The organism is Thalassorhabdomicrobium marinisediminis, assembly GCF_003072065.1.
Taxonomy (GTDB): domain Bacteria; phylum Pseudomonadota; class Alphaproteobacteria; order Rhodobacterales; family Rhodobacteraceae; genus Octadecabacter; species Octadecabacter marinisediminis.
The window spans coordinates 15,330-32,029 of sequence record NZ_QCYG01000004.1 but is presented as its reverse complement, the minus strand read 5'-3'; the positions used below and the strand labels follow the sequence as shown (position 1 = coordinate 32,029).

Here is a 16,700-nt window from a genome sequence, read left to right as displayed (position 1 = left end):
TCACATACACCACCGGGCGATAAGAGGGCAACCGCAGGAGACCCCAATGCCGACCCCGACCGTTTCATTCGAATTCTTCCCGCCAAAATCGCTTCAGGCCTCGTTTCGGCTGTGGGACTGCGTGCAGACGCTGGCCCCGCTGGGGCCTGAGTTCGTCTCGGTCACCTATGGCGCCGGGGGCACGACGCGCAAGCTTACCCATGAGGCGGTCGACGCGCTGACCAATGAGACCGACCTCGCGGTTGCGGCGCACCTGACCTGTGTCGATGCCTCGCGCGAAGAAACGCTCGCCATTGCCGACAGCTACAAGAAGGCCGGCGTGTCGCACATCGTCGCGCTGCGGGGCGATCCGCCAAAGGGCACCGATGCGTTCCAGCCCGACCCCAACGGCTTTGCAGGGTCGATCGAGTTGACCCGCGCGCTGGCCGATCGCGGGTTCGAGGTGACCGTGGGCGCCTATCCGGAAACCCACCCCGACGCGACCGATCCGCGCGCCTGCATCGACCATCTGAAAGCCAAGATCGACGCCGGAGCCACCCGGGCGATCACGCAATTCTTCTTCGAGGGCGAGACCTTCCTGCGGTTCCGCGATGCCTGCGCCGATGCGGGGATCACCGCGCCGATCCTGCCCGGGGTCCTGCCGGTCGAGAACTGGAAGGGCGTGCAGAAATTTGCGGCCTCCTGCGGGACGCAGATTCCGGCGCTGGTGGCGAACGGCTTTGCCCATTCGGAAAAGGACGGCACCAGCGATCTGTTTGCCACGGCGCTGGCCACCGAGCTGTGCGACGAGCTGTTGTGCGAAGGGGTTGAGCATCTGCATTTCTACACGCTCAACAAGCCAGAGCTGACCTACGACATCTGCCGCGCTGTGGGCCTCGCCCCCCGCAGCAAGCTGGAGAACGTGGCCTAGCCCGTCGGGGCCGAAGGCTCCTCCAGCGCCAGCGGCGGCACATTGAGCCCGCGATCCGCCACCGACGGATGCAACCGCTCGGTGTCGTTCAGCCCGACGGCCCGGCGCTTGCGGCCCAGAAACAGCTTCGACCATTTGCGCCACGGCCCCACCGACGGGGCCTCGGGGTCTGTCGGGAACCGTCTGCGCCAGTCCTCGGGCAAGGGCACGCCGCAGCTTTCCAGCCGGCCGAGCATCCAGACCAGCGACAGGTTCGACAGCGGGCGCACGGCCTCAAGCCCGTCGATCTGGCCGCCCACGTCGGCGTGATTACCGGGAAACCAGACCTGTTCCACGTGGCCGGACCAACCGGGCGGGCTGGACCACAGGACGGGGGCATAAGCCTCGCGCGTTTCGTCAAGGGCCAAGGCATGGAAGCCGTTGCGGATGGACGCACCCAGCGCGTGGTTGTGGAACTCGTACTCCTCGTCCGACCAACGCCACAGGATCGGCCAGCGCAGGCCCAGCGCCTTTACCGTGTCCCAAGCGGCCACAGCCTCGATCCGCACTTCGTCATGGCAATAGCCGCGAAACGCTTCGGCCGCCGGACCGCGCCCGCCAAGGCGGTAATGCCGGAACGCCTGTTTTACCATCCGTTCGGTCGCATGCTCGGGGCGCAGCAATCCAACAAGGTCGATCACCCCCGCCAGCGACCGCACTGCATAGGCCCCGCGCGAATACCCCGCGAGCACGATGCTGTCCCCGGGCCGGTAGCGCGACGCCAGCACACCGTAGGCCCGCTGGATCTGTTTGGTGATGCCGCGCCCCTGCAACACGTCCAGCGTGGTGCGCCATTCCGCCCACTGGATGCCCGGTTCGTAATAGAGGGTCAGGTTCGCGCTGTGCCCGGCCTCACGCAGCAACTTGTAAAGCAGACCGGCGTTCGTTTCATACCCCGGCTCGAGCGAGGACATGGTGCCATCAAGCACCACCACATGCATCGCAGGGCCGCGCCTGCGCCCGCGGTCGTGGGTGCCGTACGGGGGGCGCCCGAACAGCCTGCTCAGCCAGCTACGCAGCGACATCGGCATCCCCTTTCCCCATGATCCGGGCTGAAGTATCCCTTAAAATTGTTTCGATCTCGTAAGCCCGCACCATGGTGCCAGCTTAATCGCCCGCCCGCGCGGCACAAGGGCTGCAATCGTCCGTTGACGGGCCAGTGATCGCCCCGCCTGCTGCGCAATCGCCCCTTTCGGCGCGGGGCGCGATTGGATAAACCCGATCCGAAGCATAAGGACGCGAGACCCATGGCCCCGAACACACCGATGGACAAGACATTCAACGCGCGCGAGGCCGAGGCCCGCATCACCGACCGCTGGCTTTCCGCCGAGGCCTTCAAGGCCGGGGCCAACGCCACGCGGTCCGAGACCTATTCGGTGATGATCCCGCCCCCCAACGTCACCGGCGTGCTGCACATGGGCCATGCCTTCAACAACACGCTGCAGGACATTCTGGTGCGCTGGCACCGCATGCGCGGGTTCGACACGCTGTGGCAGCCGGGCACGGACCACGCGGGCATCGCCACGCAGATGGTGGTTGAGCGCAAGCTGGCCGAAGAGCAGCAACCGGGCCGCGCCGAACTGGGACGCGAGAAGTTTCTGGAAAAGGTCTGGGAATGGAAAGGTGAATCCGGCGGGCAGATCATCAACCAGCTCAAACGTCTCGGCGCGTCTTGTGACTGGTCGCGTGAGGCGTTCACCATGTCCGGCGCCCCCGGTGCCCCTGCGGGCAGCGATGGCAATTTCCACGACGCCGTCATCAAGGTCTTCGTCGAGATGTATGACAAGGGCCTGATCTACCGCGGCAAGCGGCTGGTCAATTGGGACCCGCATTTCGAGACCGCGATCTCGGACCTTGAGGTCGAGAACATCGAAGTCGACGGCCACATGTGGCACTTCAAATACCCGCTCGCCGGGGGGGAGACCTATGAGTATGTGGAGCGCGATGAAGACGGCAATGTAACACTTAGCGAAACGCGCAACTATATCTCGATTGCCACCACACGGCCCGAAACCATGCTGGGCGACGGCGCGGTCGCGGTGCATCCCTCGGATGAACGCTACGCCTCAATCGTTGGAAAACTTTGCGAAATCCCCGTGGGGCCGAAAGAGCAGCGCCGCCTGATCCCGATCATCACCGATGAGTACCCGGACAAGGACTTCGGATCGGGCGCGGTGAAGATCACCGGCGCGCACGACTTCAATGACTATCAGGTGGCCAAGCGCGCGGGCATCCCGATGTATAACCTGATGGACACCCGCGGGGCCATGCGGGCCGATGGCAAACCCTACGCCGAGGAGGCCGCCACCGCCCAGAAGATCGCCGCCGGTGAGCAGGACTTCGACGAGACGATGATCGCGGCCATGAACCTCGTCCCCGAGGCCTATCGCGGCATGGACCGGTTCGAGGCCCGCAAGGCCGTGGTGGCCGACATCACCGCCGAAGGCCTCGCCGTGATGGTGCCCAGCCACGACCCGCGCCTTGGCAAGGCCGCGACCAAGCCCGTGGCACCGGAAGAGGGCGGCGAGGCCCGCGAAGAGCAGGAGGTGCCCTTCGTCGAGCCCAAGAAGATCATGCAGCCCTTCGGCGACCGCTCCAAGGTGGTGATCGAACCGATGCTCACGGACCAATGGTTCGTGGACACCGACAAGATCGTCGGCCCCGCGCTGGACGCCGTGCGCAACGGGGATGTCAAAATCCTCCCCGAAAGCGGTGAGAAGACCTATTACCACTGGCTCGAGAACATCGAACCCTGGTGCATCTCGCGCCAGCTTTGGTGGGGCCACCAGATCCCCGTCTGGTATTATCCCGGCCAGAACGACTGGTTCGCCGTTTGCGCCGCGACCGAGGAAGAGGCCATCGCCAAGGCCACCGCGCAGAACGTGGACGGAACCGAGTTCCGCATCGTCGCCGACGAACAGGAAGCCGTCGCAGTCCTACAGGAACAGCTAGGCCTGCTCGACGTGCGCGACGAAGGCACGATCCGCAGCTTCGACGGCCCGATGCAACTGCCCATGTTCCGCGATCCCGATGTGCTGGACACGTGGTTCTCCTCCGGCCTCTGGCCCATCGGCACACTCGGCTGGCCCGAAGAAACGCCCGAGCTTGCGAAATACTTCCCGACCTCGGACCTTGTGACCGGGCAGGACATCCTGTTTTTCTGGGTCGCCCGCATGATGATGATGCAACTGGCCGTCGTCGATGAGGTGCCGTTCAAGACCGTCTATCTCCACGGGCTGGTGCGCGACGCCAAGGGCAAGAAGATGTCGAAGTCCACGGGCAACGTGATCGACCCGCTCGACATTATCGAGGAATACGGCGCCGATGCCTTGCGGTTCACCAATGCGGCGATGGCGTCCCTTGGCGGGGCGCTGAAGCTCGACACCAGCCGCATCGCGGGCTACCGCAACTTCGGCACGAAGATCTGGAACGCCTGCCGCTTTGCCGAGATGAACGGCGCCTTCGGTCAGGCGCGTGCGGTCGAGGCCGTGACCGATCCGGCGGCGCTCAAGCCCGTGCAGACCGTCAACCGCTGGATCATCGGCGAGACGGCGCAGACGCTGGCCGAGGTGAACGCCGCGCTTGAGACCTACCGGTTCAACGACGCAGCCGACGCGCTCTACAAGTTCGTCTGGGGCAAGGTCTGCGACTGGTATGTCGAGTTCTCCAAACCCCTGCTGATGGACGGCTCGGACGCCGAAAAACGCGAGACCCAGCAGGTGATGAACTGGGTTCTGTCGCAATGTCTGATCCTGCTGCACCCGATCATGCCCTTCATCACCGAAGAGCTGTGGGAGATTGACGGCCATGCCACGCTTCTGGCCCATCAGGACTGGCCCGAGTATGGCAGTGACCTTGTCGATGCCACCGCTGCGGCTGAAATGTCGTGGGTGATCCAGATCATCGAGAACATCCGCTCGACCCGCGCGCAGATGAACGTGCCGGCGGGGCTCTATGTGCCGCTGATCCAGACCGAGGCCGATGCAGCCGCCAAGACCGCTTGGGCCAACAACGAAGCGCTGATCAAACGCCTTGCCCGTGTCGATACGCTCACCGAGGGGGCCGCGCCGAAAGGGTCGATGATGGTCGGCACCAAGGGCGCGACCTTTGCGCTGCCGCTGGCGGATATCATCGACGTCGAGGCCGAGAAGGCGCGGATCGCCAAGTCGCTGGGCAAGGTCGAGAAAGAGGCGGGCGGCCTGCGCGGGCGGCTGAACAACCCCAAGTTCGCCGAGAATGCGAGCCGCGAGGTGGTGGAAGAAGCCCGCGCCAATCTCGCCCTGCGGGAAGAGGAAATCGCCCAGCTCAACGCGGCCCTCGCCCAACTCAACGAAATCTGACGCGGTGGCGCGGCCCTGCGGGGCCGCGCCGCTTTCACCCTTTGCGGGTGCAGCACGCCCCTTTGATACCCTGATCTTGCGAAAAAACCGCTCCGCAGACTGCCGTCGCGCGGGTTTTTGCTTTGCAAAACGCGAAGTTGCCCGCACAGTCTGCTTATGTCCAAAGACCACGCGCCCGCCCCCGACACCCGCCTGACCCCCCTTGCCGCCCGTTTGCCCGCCACGGTGCCCTTCGTCGGACCCGAGACACAGGAACGACAAACCGGCACGCCGTTCAAAGCGCGGCTGGGGGCCAACGAAAGCGGCTTCGGCCCTTCACCGGATGCGATCCGGGCCATGCGCAACGCGGCCAAAGACTGCTGGATGTATGGCGATCCGGAAAGCCACGACCTGCGCGCTGCCCTCGCCGCGAAATTCGACATCGGAATGGAGGAGATCGTGGTCGGTCCGGGCATCGACGGGCTGCTTGAAACCCTTGTGCGGCTTACCGTCACCGAAGGCACGCCGGTCGTCACCAGCGCCGGGGCCTATCCGACGTTCAATTATCACGTCACCGGCTACGGCGGCACGCTGCACACGGTGAACTACACCGCCGATCATGAGGACCCCGACCACCTGATCGCCAAGGCACGTGAGGTCGGCGCGCGTTTGATCTTCATCGCCAACCCCGACAACCCCATGGGCACCTGCCACACGGCAGCGACGATCCAGCACATGATCCAGACCGTGCCCGAGGGCTGCCTTCTGGTGCTGGATGAGGCCTATATCGACCTTGCCGGGGACGGGTTCGCTCCACCGATCAACACCCATGACAAGCGGGTGATCCGCCTGCGGACCTTTTCCAAGGCCTATGGCATGGCCGGGGCGCGGGTTGGCTATGCCATCGGCCACGCCGCGCTGATCTCGGCCTTTGACCGCGTGCGCAACCACTTCGGGATGAGCCGCATCGCCCAGATCGGCGCTTTGGCGGCGCTGGAGGACACCGACTGGCTGGCCAAAGTGCGTGCGCAGGTCGAACAGGCGCGCGAGGATCTTTACGAAATCGCCGAGGACAACGGGCTGCTGGCGATCCCCTCGGCCACCAATTTCGTCACCATCGATTGCGGCGCGGACGGGGTCTTTGCCAAAGCGGTGCTGGACGCGCTGCGGGACGAGGGGGTGTTTGTGCGGATGCCCATGGTCGCACCGCTCGACCGCTGCATCCGCGTCACCTGCGCCCCGCCGCGTGAGATGAAGCTGCTCGCCCGCGCCCTGCCCAAAGCCCTCGCCGCCGCGCGGGAACAGGTGGGCGAAACACCCTCTTGACCCGTCGTATCAGCCTGCGGCGCCGGGCGCGTGCGACAGATCGGCCAGCACCGCGCTCGCCGCCTCGACCGCGCCATGTCCGTGGGGGATCTCCAGCGCTTTCAGCCCGGCGTCGAGCGTGCCCAACAGGCCCAGCACCATATGGCCGTTCACATGCCCCATGTGGCCCAGACGAAAATAGGCGCTCGCCGGGGTGCGCCCGAGACCGATACCAAGGGTGAGGCCCATCGTCTCCTCGCACCAGTTGCGCAGGGCATCGCCCTGCCCCTCGCCCAGTTGCAAAGACGTGATCGCCCGCGACCGCGCATCCTCATCCTTCACATTGACCCGCAGCGGGCCGCCGTCCGCCCAAACGTCCACCGCAGCCCAGATCGCCCGCGCCAGCCCCTCGTGCCGGGCCCAGACCGCCTCGAGTCCTTCTTCGAAAATCATGTCCAGCGCCTCACGCAGGCCGTAGATATGATGCGTTGGCGCGGTGCCCCCGAATAGCTTCCAGAACTCGTCGCCGGCCACCCGTGGCCGCCAGTCCCAATAGCGCGACACGCGCGCCTTGCGCCCCCGCACCGCATCGGCCTTGTCGTTCATCCAGACGAAACCGATCCCCGGAGGCGTCATCAGCCCCTTCTGGCTGGCGCAAACCGTGACATCGGCGCCGCAATCGTCCATGTCATAGGCATCGCAGCCGATCGAGGCGATCCCGTCGCACATCAACAGCGCCTCATGCCCCGCCGCATCCATCGCGGCGCGGATCGCCTTGATGTCATTGCGCACCCCGGTCGAGGTATCGACCAGCACGGTCAGGACCGCCTTGATCCGTCCGCCCGTGTCCGCCCGCAAGGCCGCCTCGACCCGGTCCGGATCGACCGCTTCCGTGTCGCCGAAGTCCAGCGTTTCGACCTGCGCGCCCAGGGCTTCGGCCATTTCGCCCCAGCCGACGCAGAACCGCCCCGTGGCCAGCACCAGCACCGTGTCGCCGTCGTTCAGCACGTTGGAGAGCGCGGCTTCCCAGACGCCGTGGCCGTTGGCGATGTAGATCGCGACATCGTGGCGGGTTCGCACCAGCGCCTTGAGGTCGGGGATCAGGCTGCGGGTCACGTCGTGCAACGTGCCGGTGTAGATGTTGGGCGCAGGACGGTGCATCGCCCGCAACACCCGATCCGGCATCACCGACGGGCCGGGAATAGCAAGGTATGACAAACCGTTGGCAAACATGGGCGGGTCCTTTCAGGGGGCGCATCTGATGGGCGCGCATCGGCGCGTCCGCGCACCCTAGCGCGCGTCACCTGCCCGTCAATGCCCGCCGAACGCCGGCCGGGCCGGACTGCGCTTTCCCCCCTGCCCGTTTGCGCGTAAACCGGACGGACAAACCGCACGGATGCCCCATGAGCAAGACAAAGCCCGCCCCCAACCGCAGCAGCAAAGCCATGTTCCAATGGCTCTGGCGCAATTACCTGCGTCGGCACATGGGCCTGTTGTCCGTGGCCGTCGTGCTCATGGTTATCGAAGGCTCCACCTTCGGCGTGCTCAGTTACATGATGAAGCCGATGTTCGATGCGATTTTCATCGGCGGGCGCGAAAGCATGATCTGGATCGTGGGGATTGGCATTCTGGCCCTGTTCTTCACCCGCGCGGTCAGCGCCCTTCTGCAACGGGTGATCCTCAAACGTGTGTCCGAGAAGAGCGCGGCGCACATGCGCACCGACCTGCTGCGCCATCTGATGCAGCTCGACACCGCCTTCCACCAGATCCACCCGCCTGGCACACTGATTGAGCGGGTGCAGGGCGATGTGCAGGCGTTGAACCGCGTCTGGGCCGGGTTGATCACCGGGCTGGGGCGCGACGTGGTGGCGGTGATCTCGCTGTTCTCGGTGGCGCTCTGGATCGACTGGAGCTGGACCCTCATCGCCCTTGTGGGCATCCCGATCCTGGTGCTGCCGTCCTATGCGATCCAAGGCTATGTGCGGCGCAAGGCCCGCGCGGCGCGGATTGTCGCGGCCGACATGTCGACCCGCCTTGACGAGGTGTTTCACGGCATCAACCCGATCAAGCTCAACAGCCTCGAAGACTATCAGGCGCGGCGCTACGAACGGCTCACCGGTAAGCGGGTCCGGACGGAGACCCAGGCCGCCTTCGGGCAGGCACTGATCCCCGGCCTTGTCGATATCATGGCGGGCTTGGGCTTTTTCGCGGTGTTGATCTATGGCGGTGGCCAGATCATCGACGGCCAGAAAACAGTGGGGGAGTTCATGGCCTTCTTCACCGCCATGGCCATCGCCTTCGATCCGCTGCGACGACTGGGCAACCTCTCGGGCCTGTGGCAGGCGGCGGCGGCCTCGATCGACCGGCTGCTTGACCTGTTCGAGGCGAAACCCTCGCTGCTATCCCCCGCCTCTCCCAGTGCGCCCCCCACCGCCGCCCCGCGCATCACCTTCGACGATGTGTCGCTCAGCTATGGTGACCTGCCCGTCCTGCATGGCGCGAGTTTCGTGGCCGAGGCTGGGAAGACCACCGCACTCGTCGGCGCGTCGGGCGCGGGAAAAAGCACCCTGTTCAACGTGCTCACCCGGCTGGTAGAGCCGCAGGGCGGCGCGGTCACACTGGACGGCACGCCGATCAATGCGCTGTCGCTCACCGATCTGCGGGCGCTGGTCTCGACCGTGTCGCAGGATGCCGCACTGTTCGATGAAACCCTGCGCGACAACATCCTGCTGGGCCGCACGGACATCTCCGACGATGTGCTTAACGCGACCCTTGCGGACGCCCATGTCACCGATTTTCTCGACAAGCTGTCCGACGGGCTCGACAGCCCCGCAGGGCCGCGCGGATCGAACCTCTCGGGCGGGCAGCGCCAACGCGTCGCCATCGCCCGCGCGCTGCTGCGCGACACGCCGATCCTGCTGCTGGACGAGGCGACCAGCGCCTTGGACACCAAGTCGGAATCCATCGTGCAGGGCGCGCTGGACCGGTTGGCCAAGGGGCGCACGACCCTTGTGATCGCCCACCGCCTGTCAACGATCCAGACCGCGCACAAGATCGTGGTGATGGACAAGGGCCGCGTGGTGGATCAGGGCACCCATGCCGAGCTGCTCGCCCGTGGCGGACTATACGCCGACCTCTACCGGCTGCAGTTCCGCGATGGCATGCAGGTCGTCGACGGCTCCAACCGGCCCCGCAAGAAGGCCAAGATACGCAGCAAACCACCACAACCGCTGGGCTGGCTGGCACGGCTTTTCAATCGCGGCCCGCAGGACTAGATGAAGGGCATGACCCAACGCACCCTGATCCAGCTCACCGGCCCCGATGCCCGCAGTTTCCTGCAGAACCTGATCACCAACGACGTGGACCGCACCGCGGGCGGCCTTGTCTATTCCGCCCTGCTGACGCCGCAGGGCAAGTTCATCGCCGATTTCTTCGTGCTGGCCGATGGCGATGCGCTCGTGCTCGATGTGGCCGCGTCCCATGCGCCGACACTGGCACAACGGCTGTCCATGTATAAGTTGCGCGCCGATCTTGAAATCAGCGAACGCGCCCAGACCGTGTCGCGCGGCACCGGCCCCGCGCCCGAGGGCGCCTTGCCCGATCCGCGCCACCCGGCCTTGGGCTGGCGGCTTTACGGCGGTGACGCCCCGGCGGATGGGACCGACTGGGACGCCCTGCGCGTGGAACATGTCATCCCGGAAACCGGCATTGAATTGACGCCCGAAACCTACATCCTCGAAGCCGGGTTCGAACGGCTCAACGGCATCGATTTCCGCAAGGGCTGCTACGTGGGTCAGGAAATCGCCGCGCGGATGAAGCACAAGACCGAGTTAAAGAAAGGCCTCGTGCAGGTCGAGATCGACGGCGCGGCCCCCGTGGGCACCGAGATCACGGCGAACGGCAAGCCCGCCGGCACGCTCTACACCCAAAACGGCAACCGCGCCCTCGCCCATTTGCGGTTCAACCGGGCCGAGGGCGAAATGCAGGCCGACAGCGCCACCCTGCGCCGCCCCTAATTCATCTTTGCTTTGCAAATATCCCCGCCGGAGGCGCACCTCTGCCACTCGCGATCCCGCCTGCGGCTCTTAACCCCAGACCGCGCGCCACAACGACAAAGGCCGCCCCATCGCGGCGGCCTTTCTTCACGGTCACAGACCTTAAGGTCAGGCCCGTTCGACGTATTCCATGGTTTCGGTGCTGACGATGATCTCTTCATCCTGACCCACGAAAGGCGGCACCATCACCCGCACGCCGTTGTCGAGGATCGCCGGCTTGAACGAATTCGCCGCCGTCTGCCCCTTCACCACCGGCTCGGTCTCGACAATCTTGCAGGTGACCTTCTGCGGCAGGGTCGCGTTCAGCGCCTCATCCTCGTGATATTCGATCACCGCGATCATACCATCCTGCAGGAACGGGCGACGCTCGCCCAGAAGCTCGGCGGGCAGCTCGATCTGCTCATAGGTTTCCGTGTCCATGAAGGTCAGCATCCCGTCGCTTTCATAAAGGAACTGCTGGTCTTTCTGCTCAAGCCGGACCTTCTCGACCTTGTCGGCGGACCGGAACCGCTCATTCAACTTCGAGCCGTTGCGCAGGTTGCGCAGTTCCACCTGTGCAAAAGCGCCGCCCTTGCCGGGTTTCACATGATCGACCTTCACCGCCGCCCACAAGCCGCCGTTGTGCTCAAGCACGTTGCCGATCTTGATTTCGTTGCCGTTGATTTTCGCCATGCGTCTGCGCCCCTGCCGATTGTGTTCAAAAGGTGTCAAAAGGTTGAAGGATAATTAAGCAGCCCTATATCTGGGGATGCAGGACCGTGCAAGCCAACCAGATCGTGTTTGCAAGGGCCCATGCCATGCGCCGGACGCATGGCTGCCATGCCAAATAAACCTCCCCGAATCGGGGCAAAGCGGGCATATTGCCCACTAGGCTCGATACAAGACTAAAAACAAGATCCCGACCAAAAACAAGATAGGACCGAACATGCGAGATTTCGTCGACGGCACAGCGTTTAATAATGAACAGGGCAACCGCGCCCGCAAGCTCTTTGCTGCGGTGGTGTTGGCAGCCCTGGATGACGCCATCGCAGACGACAAGAAATATGGCAACGGACCTGAGCAAATCGCCCGCTGGGCACGGTCGCGCGACGGGCGTGAAGTGCTGTCCTGCGCGGGCATCGACCCCAACGAACGCGTTGTCGAAGGTCTGATGGATTTCGTCGGCAAGGGTGTGCGCACCTCGGTCGCCCTGTCGCGCGAAGAAAGCGAACGCCGTGCGGTTGCCGAAGCGGCCGAACAGGAATCCCGCGCCGCCTGATGTCTGGCGGGTTTGCTCCGCTTCCATAACAGTCTGCCGCAAAAACGCGACCCTCTGCTCGGGGTCGCGTTTTTCTTTGCGATGTGCGCCTAGCCGCCTGCGAAGAGCACCGCGAAAAGCAGGGAAGGCGCGGCTTCGGCGAGCCCCAGCACGACGATCAGCCCCCGCATCCACATGCCCCTGAAGCGCCGCCAGAGCACGACGCAAAGCGCCAGCGACAGGCCAATCTCGAGCGGGCCGAAAATATCGCCGTAATGGCGGCTGTCCCAATAGCTGACCGGACTTTGAAAGATCCAGTTCGTCAGCGGCCAGAAATGCGCGCGCCCGTCGTCGTGATGCAGCAACAGATCAAACGCCAGATGCAGCAGCGCCGCCCCGCACAGCGCAATGCCCCAGCGCGAGCGGAGCGCCAAAGCCAGCGCCAGCCCGACCCCCCAAAGGATCAGGGAATTGTCGACGCGAAAGACGCTTTGCCACGCGTCGGAGAAATAGAGCTCTCCGAAAACCACCTGCGGATCGGTCTGCAGGATCACCAGATGAAAGCTGGCCAGAAGGTAAAGCGACAGATCCGGCAGCAAGGCGCCGATCAACGCGGCCCCCGTCACCGCCCGCGCTTCGGGCTTGCCGAATGCCGCCAACCCGATGATCAGATGCGCCGGTGTGTTCATCGCTCTTCCCTTGCCGCTCGCGCCTGTTAGACAGTCGCCCTGAGGGGGAGCGATGACAAGAGCAATCATGATCCAGGGCGCCGGGTCCAACGTGGGCAAATCCATGGTGGTGGCCGGTCTGTGCCGTGCCGCGCGGCGGCGCGGGCTATCGGTGGCACCGTTCAAACCGCAGAACATGTCCAACAACGCAGCCGTCACCGCGGACGGGGGCGAGATCGGCCGCGCGCAGGCGCTGCAAGCCCGCGCGGCAGACCTCGCGCCCCATACGGACATGAACCCCGTCCTGCTCAAACCCGAAACCGACGTCGGCGCGCAGGTGATCGTGCAGGGCCAGCGGTTCGCCACCATGAAGGCCCGCGAATACGGGTCGCGCAAGACCGAGCTGATGCCCTGCGTGCTCGACAGCTACCACCGGCTGGCCGCCGCGCATGACCTGATCGTGATCGAGGGTGCAGGCTCTCCGGCGGAAGTGAACCTGCGCGCGGGGGACATTGCCAACATGGGCTTTGCCGAAGCCGCGGACTGTCCCGTGGTGCTACTGGGTGACATCGACCGCGGCGGCGTCATTGCCCAGCTTGTGGGGACGGACGTGATCCTCCCGCCCGAGGATCGCGCGCGGATCACCGGCTTTGCCATCAACAAGTTTCGTGGCGATCCGTCTCTGTTCGCCGAGGGCATGGCCACGATCGCCGCACACACGGGTTGGACGCCGCTGGGCATTCTGCCGTGGTTTGACGAGGCTTGGCGCCTGCCCGCCGAGGATGTGCTGGACGTGGCGACCCGCAAGGGCGGGGCCATCAAGGTCGTCGTGCCCCGTTTGAACCGCATCGCCAATTTCGACGACCTTGACCCGCTGGCCGCCCAGCCTGACGTCACGGTCGAGATCATCGAGGCCGGCCGCCCCCTGCCCGCCGATGCCGATCTGGTCATCCTGCCGGGCTCAAAGTCGACGATTGCCGATCTGGCCCACTTCCGCGCCCAAGGGTGGGACATTGATTTGCAGGCCCATGTCCGCCGCGGCGGGCATGTGCTGGGGATTTGCGGCGGGTTCCAGATGCTGGGGCGCGAGATTGCCGACCCTGACGGGATCGAAGGGCCAGTCACGCGGGCACAAGGGTTGGGGCTTCTGGATGTGACCACCACGATGACTCCGCGCAAGCGGCTGGCGCTGAGCAATGCCCGCTTCGACAGCACCGGCGATCCGGTGAGCGGCTACGAGATCCATCTGGGTGATACGACGGGGCCGGATTGCGCGCGCAGCTGGTTGACGCTGGATGGGCGCGCGGAAGGCGCGGCCAGCGCGGACGGGCGCGTCCGGGGCTGCTACATCCACGGGCTGTTCGCCGCGGACCGGTTCCGCGCGGCCTATATGGCTGCGATCGGTGCGCCACTGCAAGAAATGGCCTATGACGCCGGTGTCGAAGCCACGCTCGATGCGCTTGCGGCGCATCTCGAGGCGCATCTCGACGTGGACTTGCTGTTGTCGCTCGCCCGTGAGATGCCAGCCCGCGCCTGAGCGGTCGCCCTAATCGAAGTCCTGACTGGACAGCACACGATAAATTTCACGGCGGACGAGCTTGCGCACGTTGCGGGTGATCCGCTCGCCCAATGGGCCGGTCAGCTCTTCCCGCACCACTTCGGCGACCAAAGCGCGCAAGGTCTCCTCATCCAGCAGGGCACCGTCGGCTTCGAGCAACCCGTCAAGGTCCTCATCCCCGTATTCGTCGGCATCGCTCGTCGGATGGTCCCCGACACCAGCGGGCTTGGCATCGTAGGCTGTGTCGTCGTCCTCAGGCACGGCATGCGCCCCTGGGTGGGGCTGGGCTTCAGCGTCGGCGGTTGCGGCAGCCTGTGTCGTGGCCGGATCTGCGGCGTCAGCGGGCTCCTCACCCGCGCTTGGTTGCGCCTCCTCGACGTCCGCGTCCAGCGAGAACCGGCGCGCCGATGTGCCGGGCCAGGCCACGCTGTCCGACATGGGCTCATTGCCGTCCGGCTCATAATCGTTCACGTCCGGCCGGATCGCGGCCTCAAGCTCGGCGATGGTGGCGACGAGCTCGGCGCGGTCCTGCGAGAAACTGCTGGATTGCGGCGCGGGGTCGGGCGTCGGCTCATTGTCACCGCCCCAGACCATGCCCGTCAGCGTCAACGGCGCGTCGGTCTGTGCGTCGGTCTGCGCGTCGTCCGGCGCGGCGTGAGCTTCGGTGCTGTCGGCAGGGATATCCGCGCTCGCGGGTGCAGCTTCCTGCCAAGGCTCTTCCTGCCATTCTTCATCCGCTCCGTCGTCCGCGTCGGTCGCGCTATCCTCTGCCCGAGCGTCCTGCGCGTCGGGGCTGGACAGCTCCTCGGCGGGAGCCGCGGTCGCCTCAGCGTCTTCAACAGGGGACCTATCCTCGGCCAGCGGCGAAGCCGTCGCCTCGGCGCTGTCCGAGACCAGATAGGCCGGCGTCAACACCAGCTTTTCGCGGCGCGGCGGGGTCTGCGATTCGGACGGTTGCTCAGCGGATGGGGCCGCCTCGGGGCGCGGGGTCCGGGCCGGATGCGCCGCCTCTGACGGGGTCGCCTGCGCAGCCTCTTGCGGGGCGCCGTCGCGCACGCGGGCCTTGTCGCCATCGCTGACAAGACGGCGGATAGAGGACAGCACATCCTCAATTTCTACGGTCGTCACGGGATCGGACATTGTTTATCCTGCTTTCGCCTCAGGCCCCTAGTCTAACCTGACGCGGCCATCCAAACAACAGATAGTCGGGATTTGAAGGACTAAAGCTCGGTCAGTCGCCAATCGCCTCAAGAACCCGGTCCAGCGCCTGCCCCTGCTGGGAATAATAGGCCGGAGCCTCATTCACCAAGCTATAGTAGGCCGCAGGGTCATAGCTTTGCACGCCAAGACGCAGGTGCTGGGCGGTCAACAGCCCCAGCGTGGCGAGAACCCGGTAGGTCGCGACGACTTCGTCCGCCTGAGCCGAGATCATGTTGGCCTGCGCGTCGAGCAGCTCCTGCTCGGCGTTGAGCACATCCAGCGTCGTGCGGGCGCCCAAGGTCGCCTCTTCGCGGACGCCGCGAAACGCGGTGCGGGCGGCGCGGATCTGCAGGTCGGCGGCCTCACGTCCGGCGCGGGCCACGGCAAGGATCGCATAGGCGTTGCCCACGTTCTGGCTCACCCCTTGCGAGGTCACCAGAAGGGTCGCGCGGGCGCTGTCTCGGCGAGCCTGCGCCTGTCGGATGACCGAGGCGAGCTGTCCGCCCTGATAGATCGTGCCGCCGTAGGTCATACCAAAGTTCTGCGTCGTGTCCCCTTCGTCATTCATCCCGATAGAGCCGTTCAGACGCAGCGAGGGGTTGAGCGCGGCTTCCGCCCGCTTGATGTTCAACTCGGCGGCGGCCACGGCGTGTTGCGCGGCGAGGACTTCCGGATTGCGGCGCACGGCAAAGGTGCGCGCGGCGGCGACATCATGTTGTACCTCGGCCGGGCTGACCACGGCCAACTGGCCCGGGGCCCGTCCGACAGCCGCGCGAAATTCTTCATTCGCTTGCGCGAGATTGCCCTGCGCGGCGGCGAGCTGGCTGCGCGCGGCCGCAAGACGGGCCTGCGCGAGCGAGACGTCGGTGCGCGTCACCTCCCCCACTTCGAACCGATCCTCGGCGGCGCGCAGCTCTTGCGTGATGACCCGCACGTTGCTTTGCCGCAGCGCCAGAAACTCCGACGCCCGACGCACGGCCATATAGGCGTCGACCGCGCGGAACAGCACCTGTTGCTCGACCTGCACCAGCGACTCGCGGGTTTGCAGCACCAGTTCCTTTTGCGCTTCGGTCGCCAGCGCGCTGGCCCCGCCGTCCGCCAGCAGAAGGTTCGCGCTTAGGCTGATGGTGCCGCTGACATTGTCCGTCAAGCTCTCCACCGGGCGCGCGCTTGTGGCGGCATAGCTCGCCTGCGCCTGCCATGAGATGATCGGGCGCAGGGCCGCCAGCGATTGGGCGACATCCTCATCCGCGGCCCGCAAAAGCGCGCGGTTCTGATCGAGAAGACCGGAGTTGTGATAGGCATCGCGCAGTGCATCGGCAAGGTTTTCAGCCCGGAGCGGCGTCGCCGCCGCCAGCGCGGCCACGCAACAGGCGGCCATGATCGTGCGGAGAAATGTCATACTCGGT

Annotated in this window: 13 protein-coding genes; 7 read left to right on the top strand and 6 right to left on the bottom strand. The window is 65.4% G+C overall.

Going from position 1 to position 16,700, the window contains the following annotated elements:
* The first annotated feature begins 46 nt into the window (after nucleotides 1–46).
* Nucleotides 47–910: a methylenetetrahydrofolate reductase gene (locus tag DC363_RS06600; protein WP_108640353.1), complete on the top strand. Its 864-nt coding sequence runs from the start codon at nucleotides 47–49 to the stop codon at nucleotides 908–910.
* Here DC363_RS06600 and DC363_RS06595 read toward each other — a convergent pair.
* Nucleotides 907–1,974, bottom strand: a complete 1,068-nt coding sequence (locus tag DC363_RS06595) for a DUF2235 domain-containing protein (RefSeq protein ID WP_108640352.1) — start codon at nucleotides 1,972–1,974, stop codon at nucleotides 907–909. The genes DC363_RS06600 and DC363_RS06595 overlap by 4 nt on opposite strands.
* A 222-nt stretch (nucleotides 1,975–2,196) precedes the next feature.
* Here DC363_RS06595 and DC363_RS06590 point away from each other — a divergent pair, with 222 nt between their 5' ends.
* A complete protein-coding gene (locus tag DC363_RS06590) occupies nucleotides 2,197–5,289 on the top strand; it encodes a valine--tRNA ligase (RefSeq protein WP_241962944.1) in 3,093 nt (1,030 codons plus the stop codon).
* A gap of 156 nt (nucleotides 5,290–5,445) precedes the next feature.
* Nucleotides 5,446–6,594: a pyridoxal phosphate-dependent aminotransferase gene (locus tag DC363_RS06585; protein WP_108640351.1), complete on the top strand. Its 1,149-nt coding sequence runs from the start codon at nucleotides 5,446–5,448 to the stop codon at nucleotides 6,592–6,594.
* Nucleotides 6,595–6,603: 9 nt separating this feature from the next.
* Here DC363_RS06585 and DC363_RS06580 read toward each other — a convergent pair whose 3' ends face one another.
* The gene (locus DC363_RS06580) at nucleotides 6,604–7,806 is read right to left on the bottom strand and encodes a pyridoxal-phosphate-dependent aminotransferase family protein (RefSeq protein WP_108640350.1); all 1,203 of its coding nucleotides are present in this window, start codon (nucleotides 7,804–7,806) and stop codon (nucleotides 6,604–6,606) included.
* A gap of 170 nt (nucleotides 7,807–7,976) precedes the next feature.
* Between DC363_RS06580 and DC363_RS06575 the strand changes: the two genes are divergently transcribed.
* Both DC363_RS06575 and ygfZ read left to right on the top strand, forming a co-directional pair.
* On the top strand, nucleotides 7,977–9,848 hold the full coding sequence (locus DC363_RS06575; protein ID WP_108640349.1) for an ABC transporter ATP-binding protein: 1,872 nt from the start codon (nucleotides 7,977–7,979) through the stop codon (nucleotides 9,846–9,848).
* 9 nt (nucleotides 9,849–9,857) lie between these two features.
* Nucleotides 9,858–10,589: a CAF17-like 4Fe-4S cluster assembly/insertion protein YgfZ gene (ygfZ, locus tag DC363_RS06570; RefSeq protein WP_108640633.1), complete on the top strand. Its 732-nt coding sequence runs from the start codon at nucleotides 9,858–9,860 to the stop codon at nucleotides 10,587–10,589.
* A gap of 147 nt (nucleotides 10,590–10,736) precedes the next feature.
* Here ygfZ and efp read toward each other — a convergent pair whose 3' ends face one another.
* On the bottom strand, nucleotides 10,737–11,300 hold the full coding sequence (gene efp / locus DC363_RS06565; protein WP_108640348.1) for an elongation factor P: 564 nt from the start codon (nucleotides 11,298–11,300) through the stop codon (nucleotides 10,737–10,739).
* Nucleotides 11,301–11,553: 253 nt separating this feature from the next.
* Between efp and DC363_RS06560 the strand changes: the two genes are divergently transcribed.
* The gene (locus DC363_RS06560; protein ID WP_108640347.1) at nucleotides 11,554–11,886 is read left to right on the top strand and encodes a DUF6280 family protein; all 333 of its coding nucleotides are present in this window, start codon (nucleotides 11,554–11,556) and stop codon (nucleotides 11,884–11,886) included.
* Nucleotides 11,887–11,975: 89 nt separating this feature from the next.
* Here the strand turns inward: DC363_RS06560 and DC363_RS06555 are convergent, their stop codons facing one another.
* Complete coding sequence (locus DC363_RS06555; protein ID WP_108640346.1) at nucleotides 11,976–12,554, bottom strand: cobalamin biosynthesis protein CobQ; 579 nt, start codon at nucleotides 12,552–12,554, stop codon at nucleotides 11,976–11,978.
* Between the two features lie 52 nt (nucleotides 12,555–12,606).
* Between DC363_RS06555 and DC363_RS06550 the strand changes: the two genes are divergently transcribed.
* Nucleotides 12,607–14,070 carry a cobyric acid synthase gene (locus DC363_RS06550; RefSeq protein ID WP_108640345.1) on the top strand — a complete coding sequence of 488 codons (1,464 nt, stop codon included), beginning with the start codon at nucleotides 12,607–12,609 and terminating at the stop codon, nucleotides 14,068–14,070.
* 9 nt (nucleotides 14,071–14,079) lie between these two features.
* Here DC363_RS06550 and DC363_RS06545 read toward each other — a convergent pair whose 3' ends face one another.
* Nucleotides 14,080–15,231 (bottom strand): hypothetical protein, encoded by a 1,152-nt coding sequence (locus DC363_RS06545; RefSeq protein WP_108640344.1) that lies wholly within the window; start codon nucleotides 15,229–15,231, stop codon nucleotides 14,080–14,082.
* 91 nt (nucleotides 15,232–15,322) lie between these two features.
* The gene (locus DC363_RS06540; protein WP_108640343.1) at nucleotides 15,323–16,693 is read right to left on the bottom strand and encodes a TolC family outer membrane protein; all 1,371 of its coding nucleotides are present in this window, start codon (nucleotides 16,691–16,693) and stop codon (nucleotides 15,323–15,325) included.
* Nucleotides 16,694–16,700: the final 7 nt, after the last annotated feature.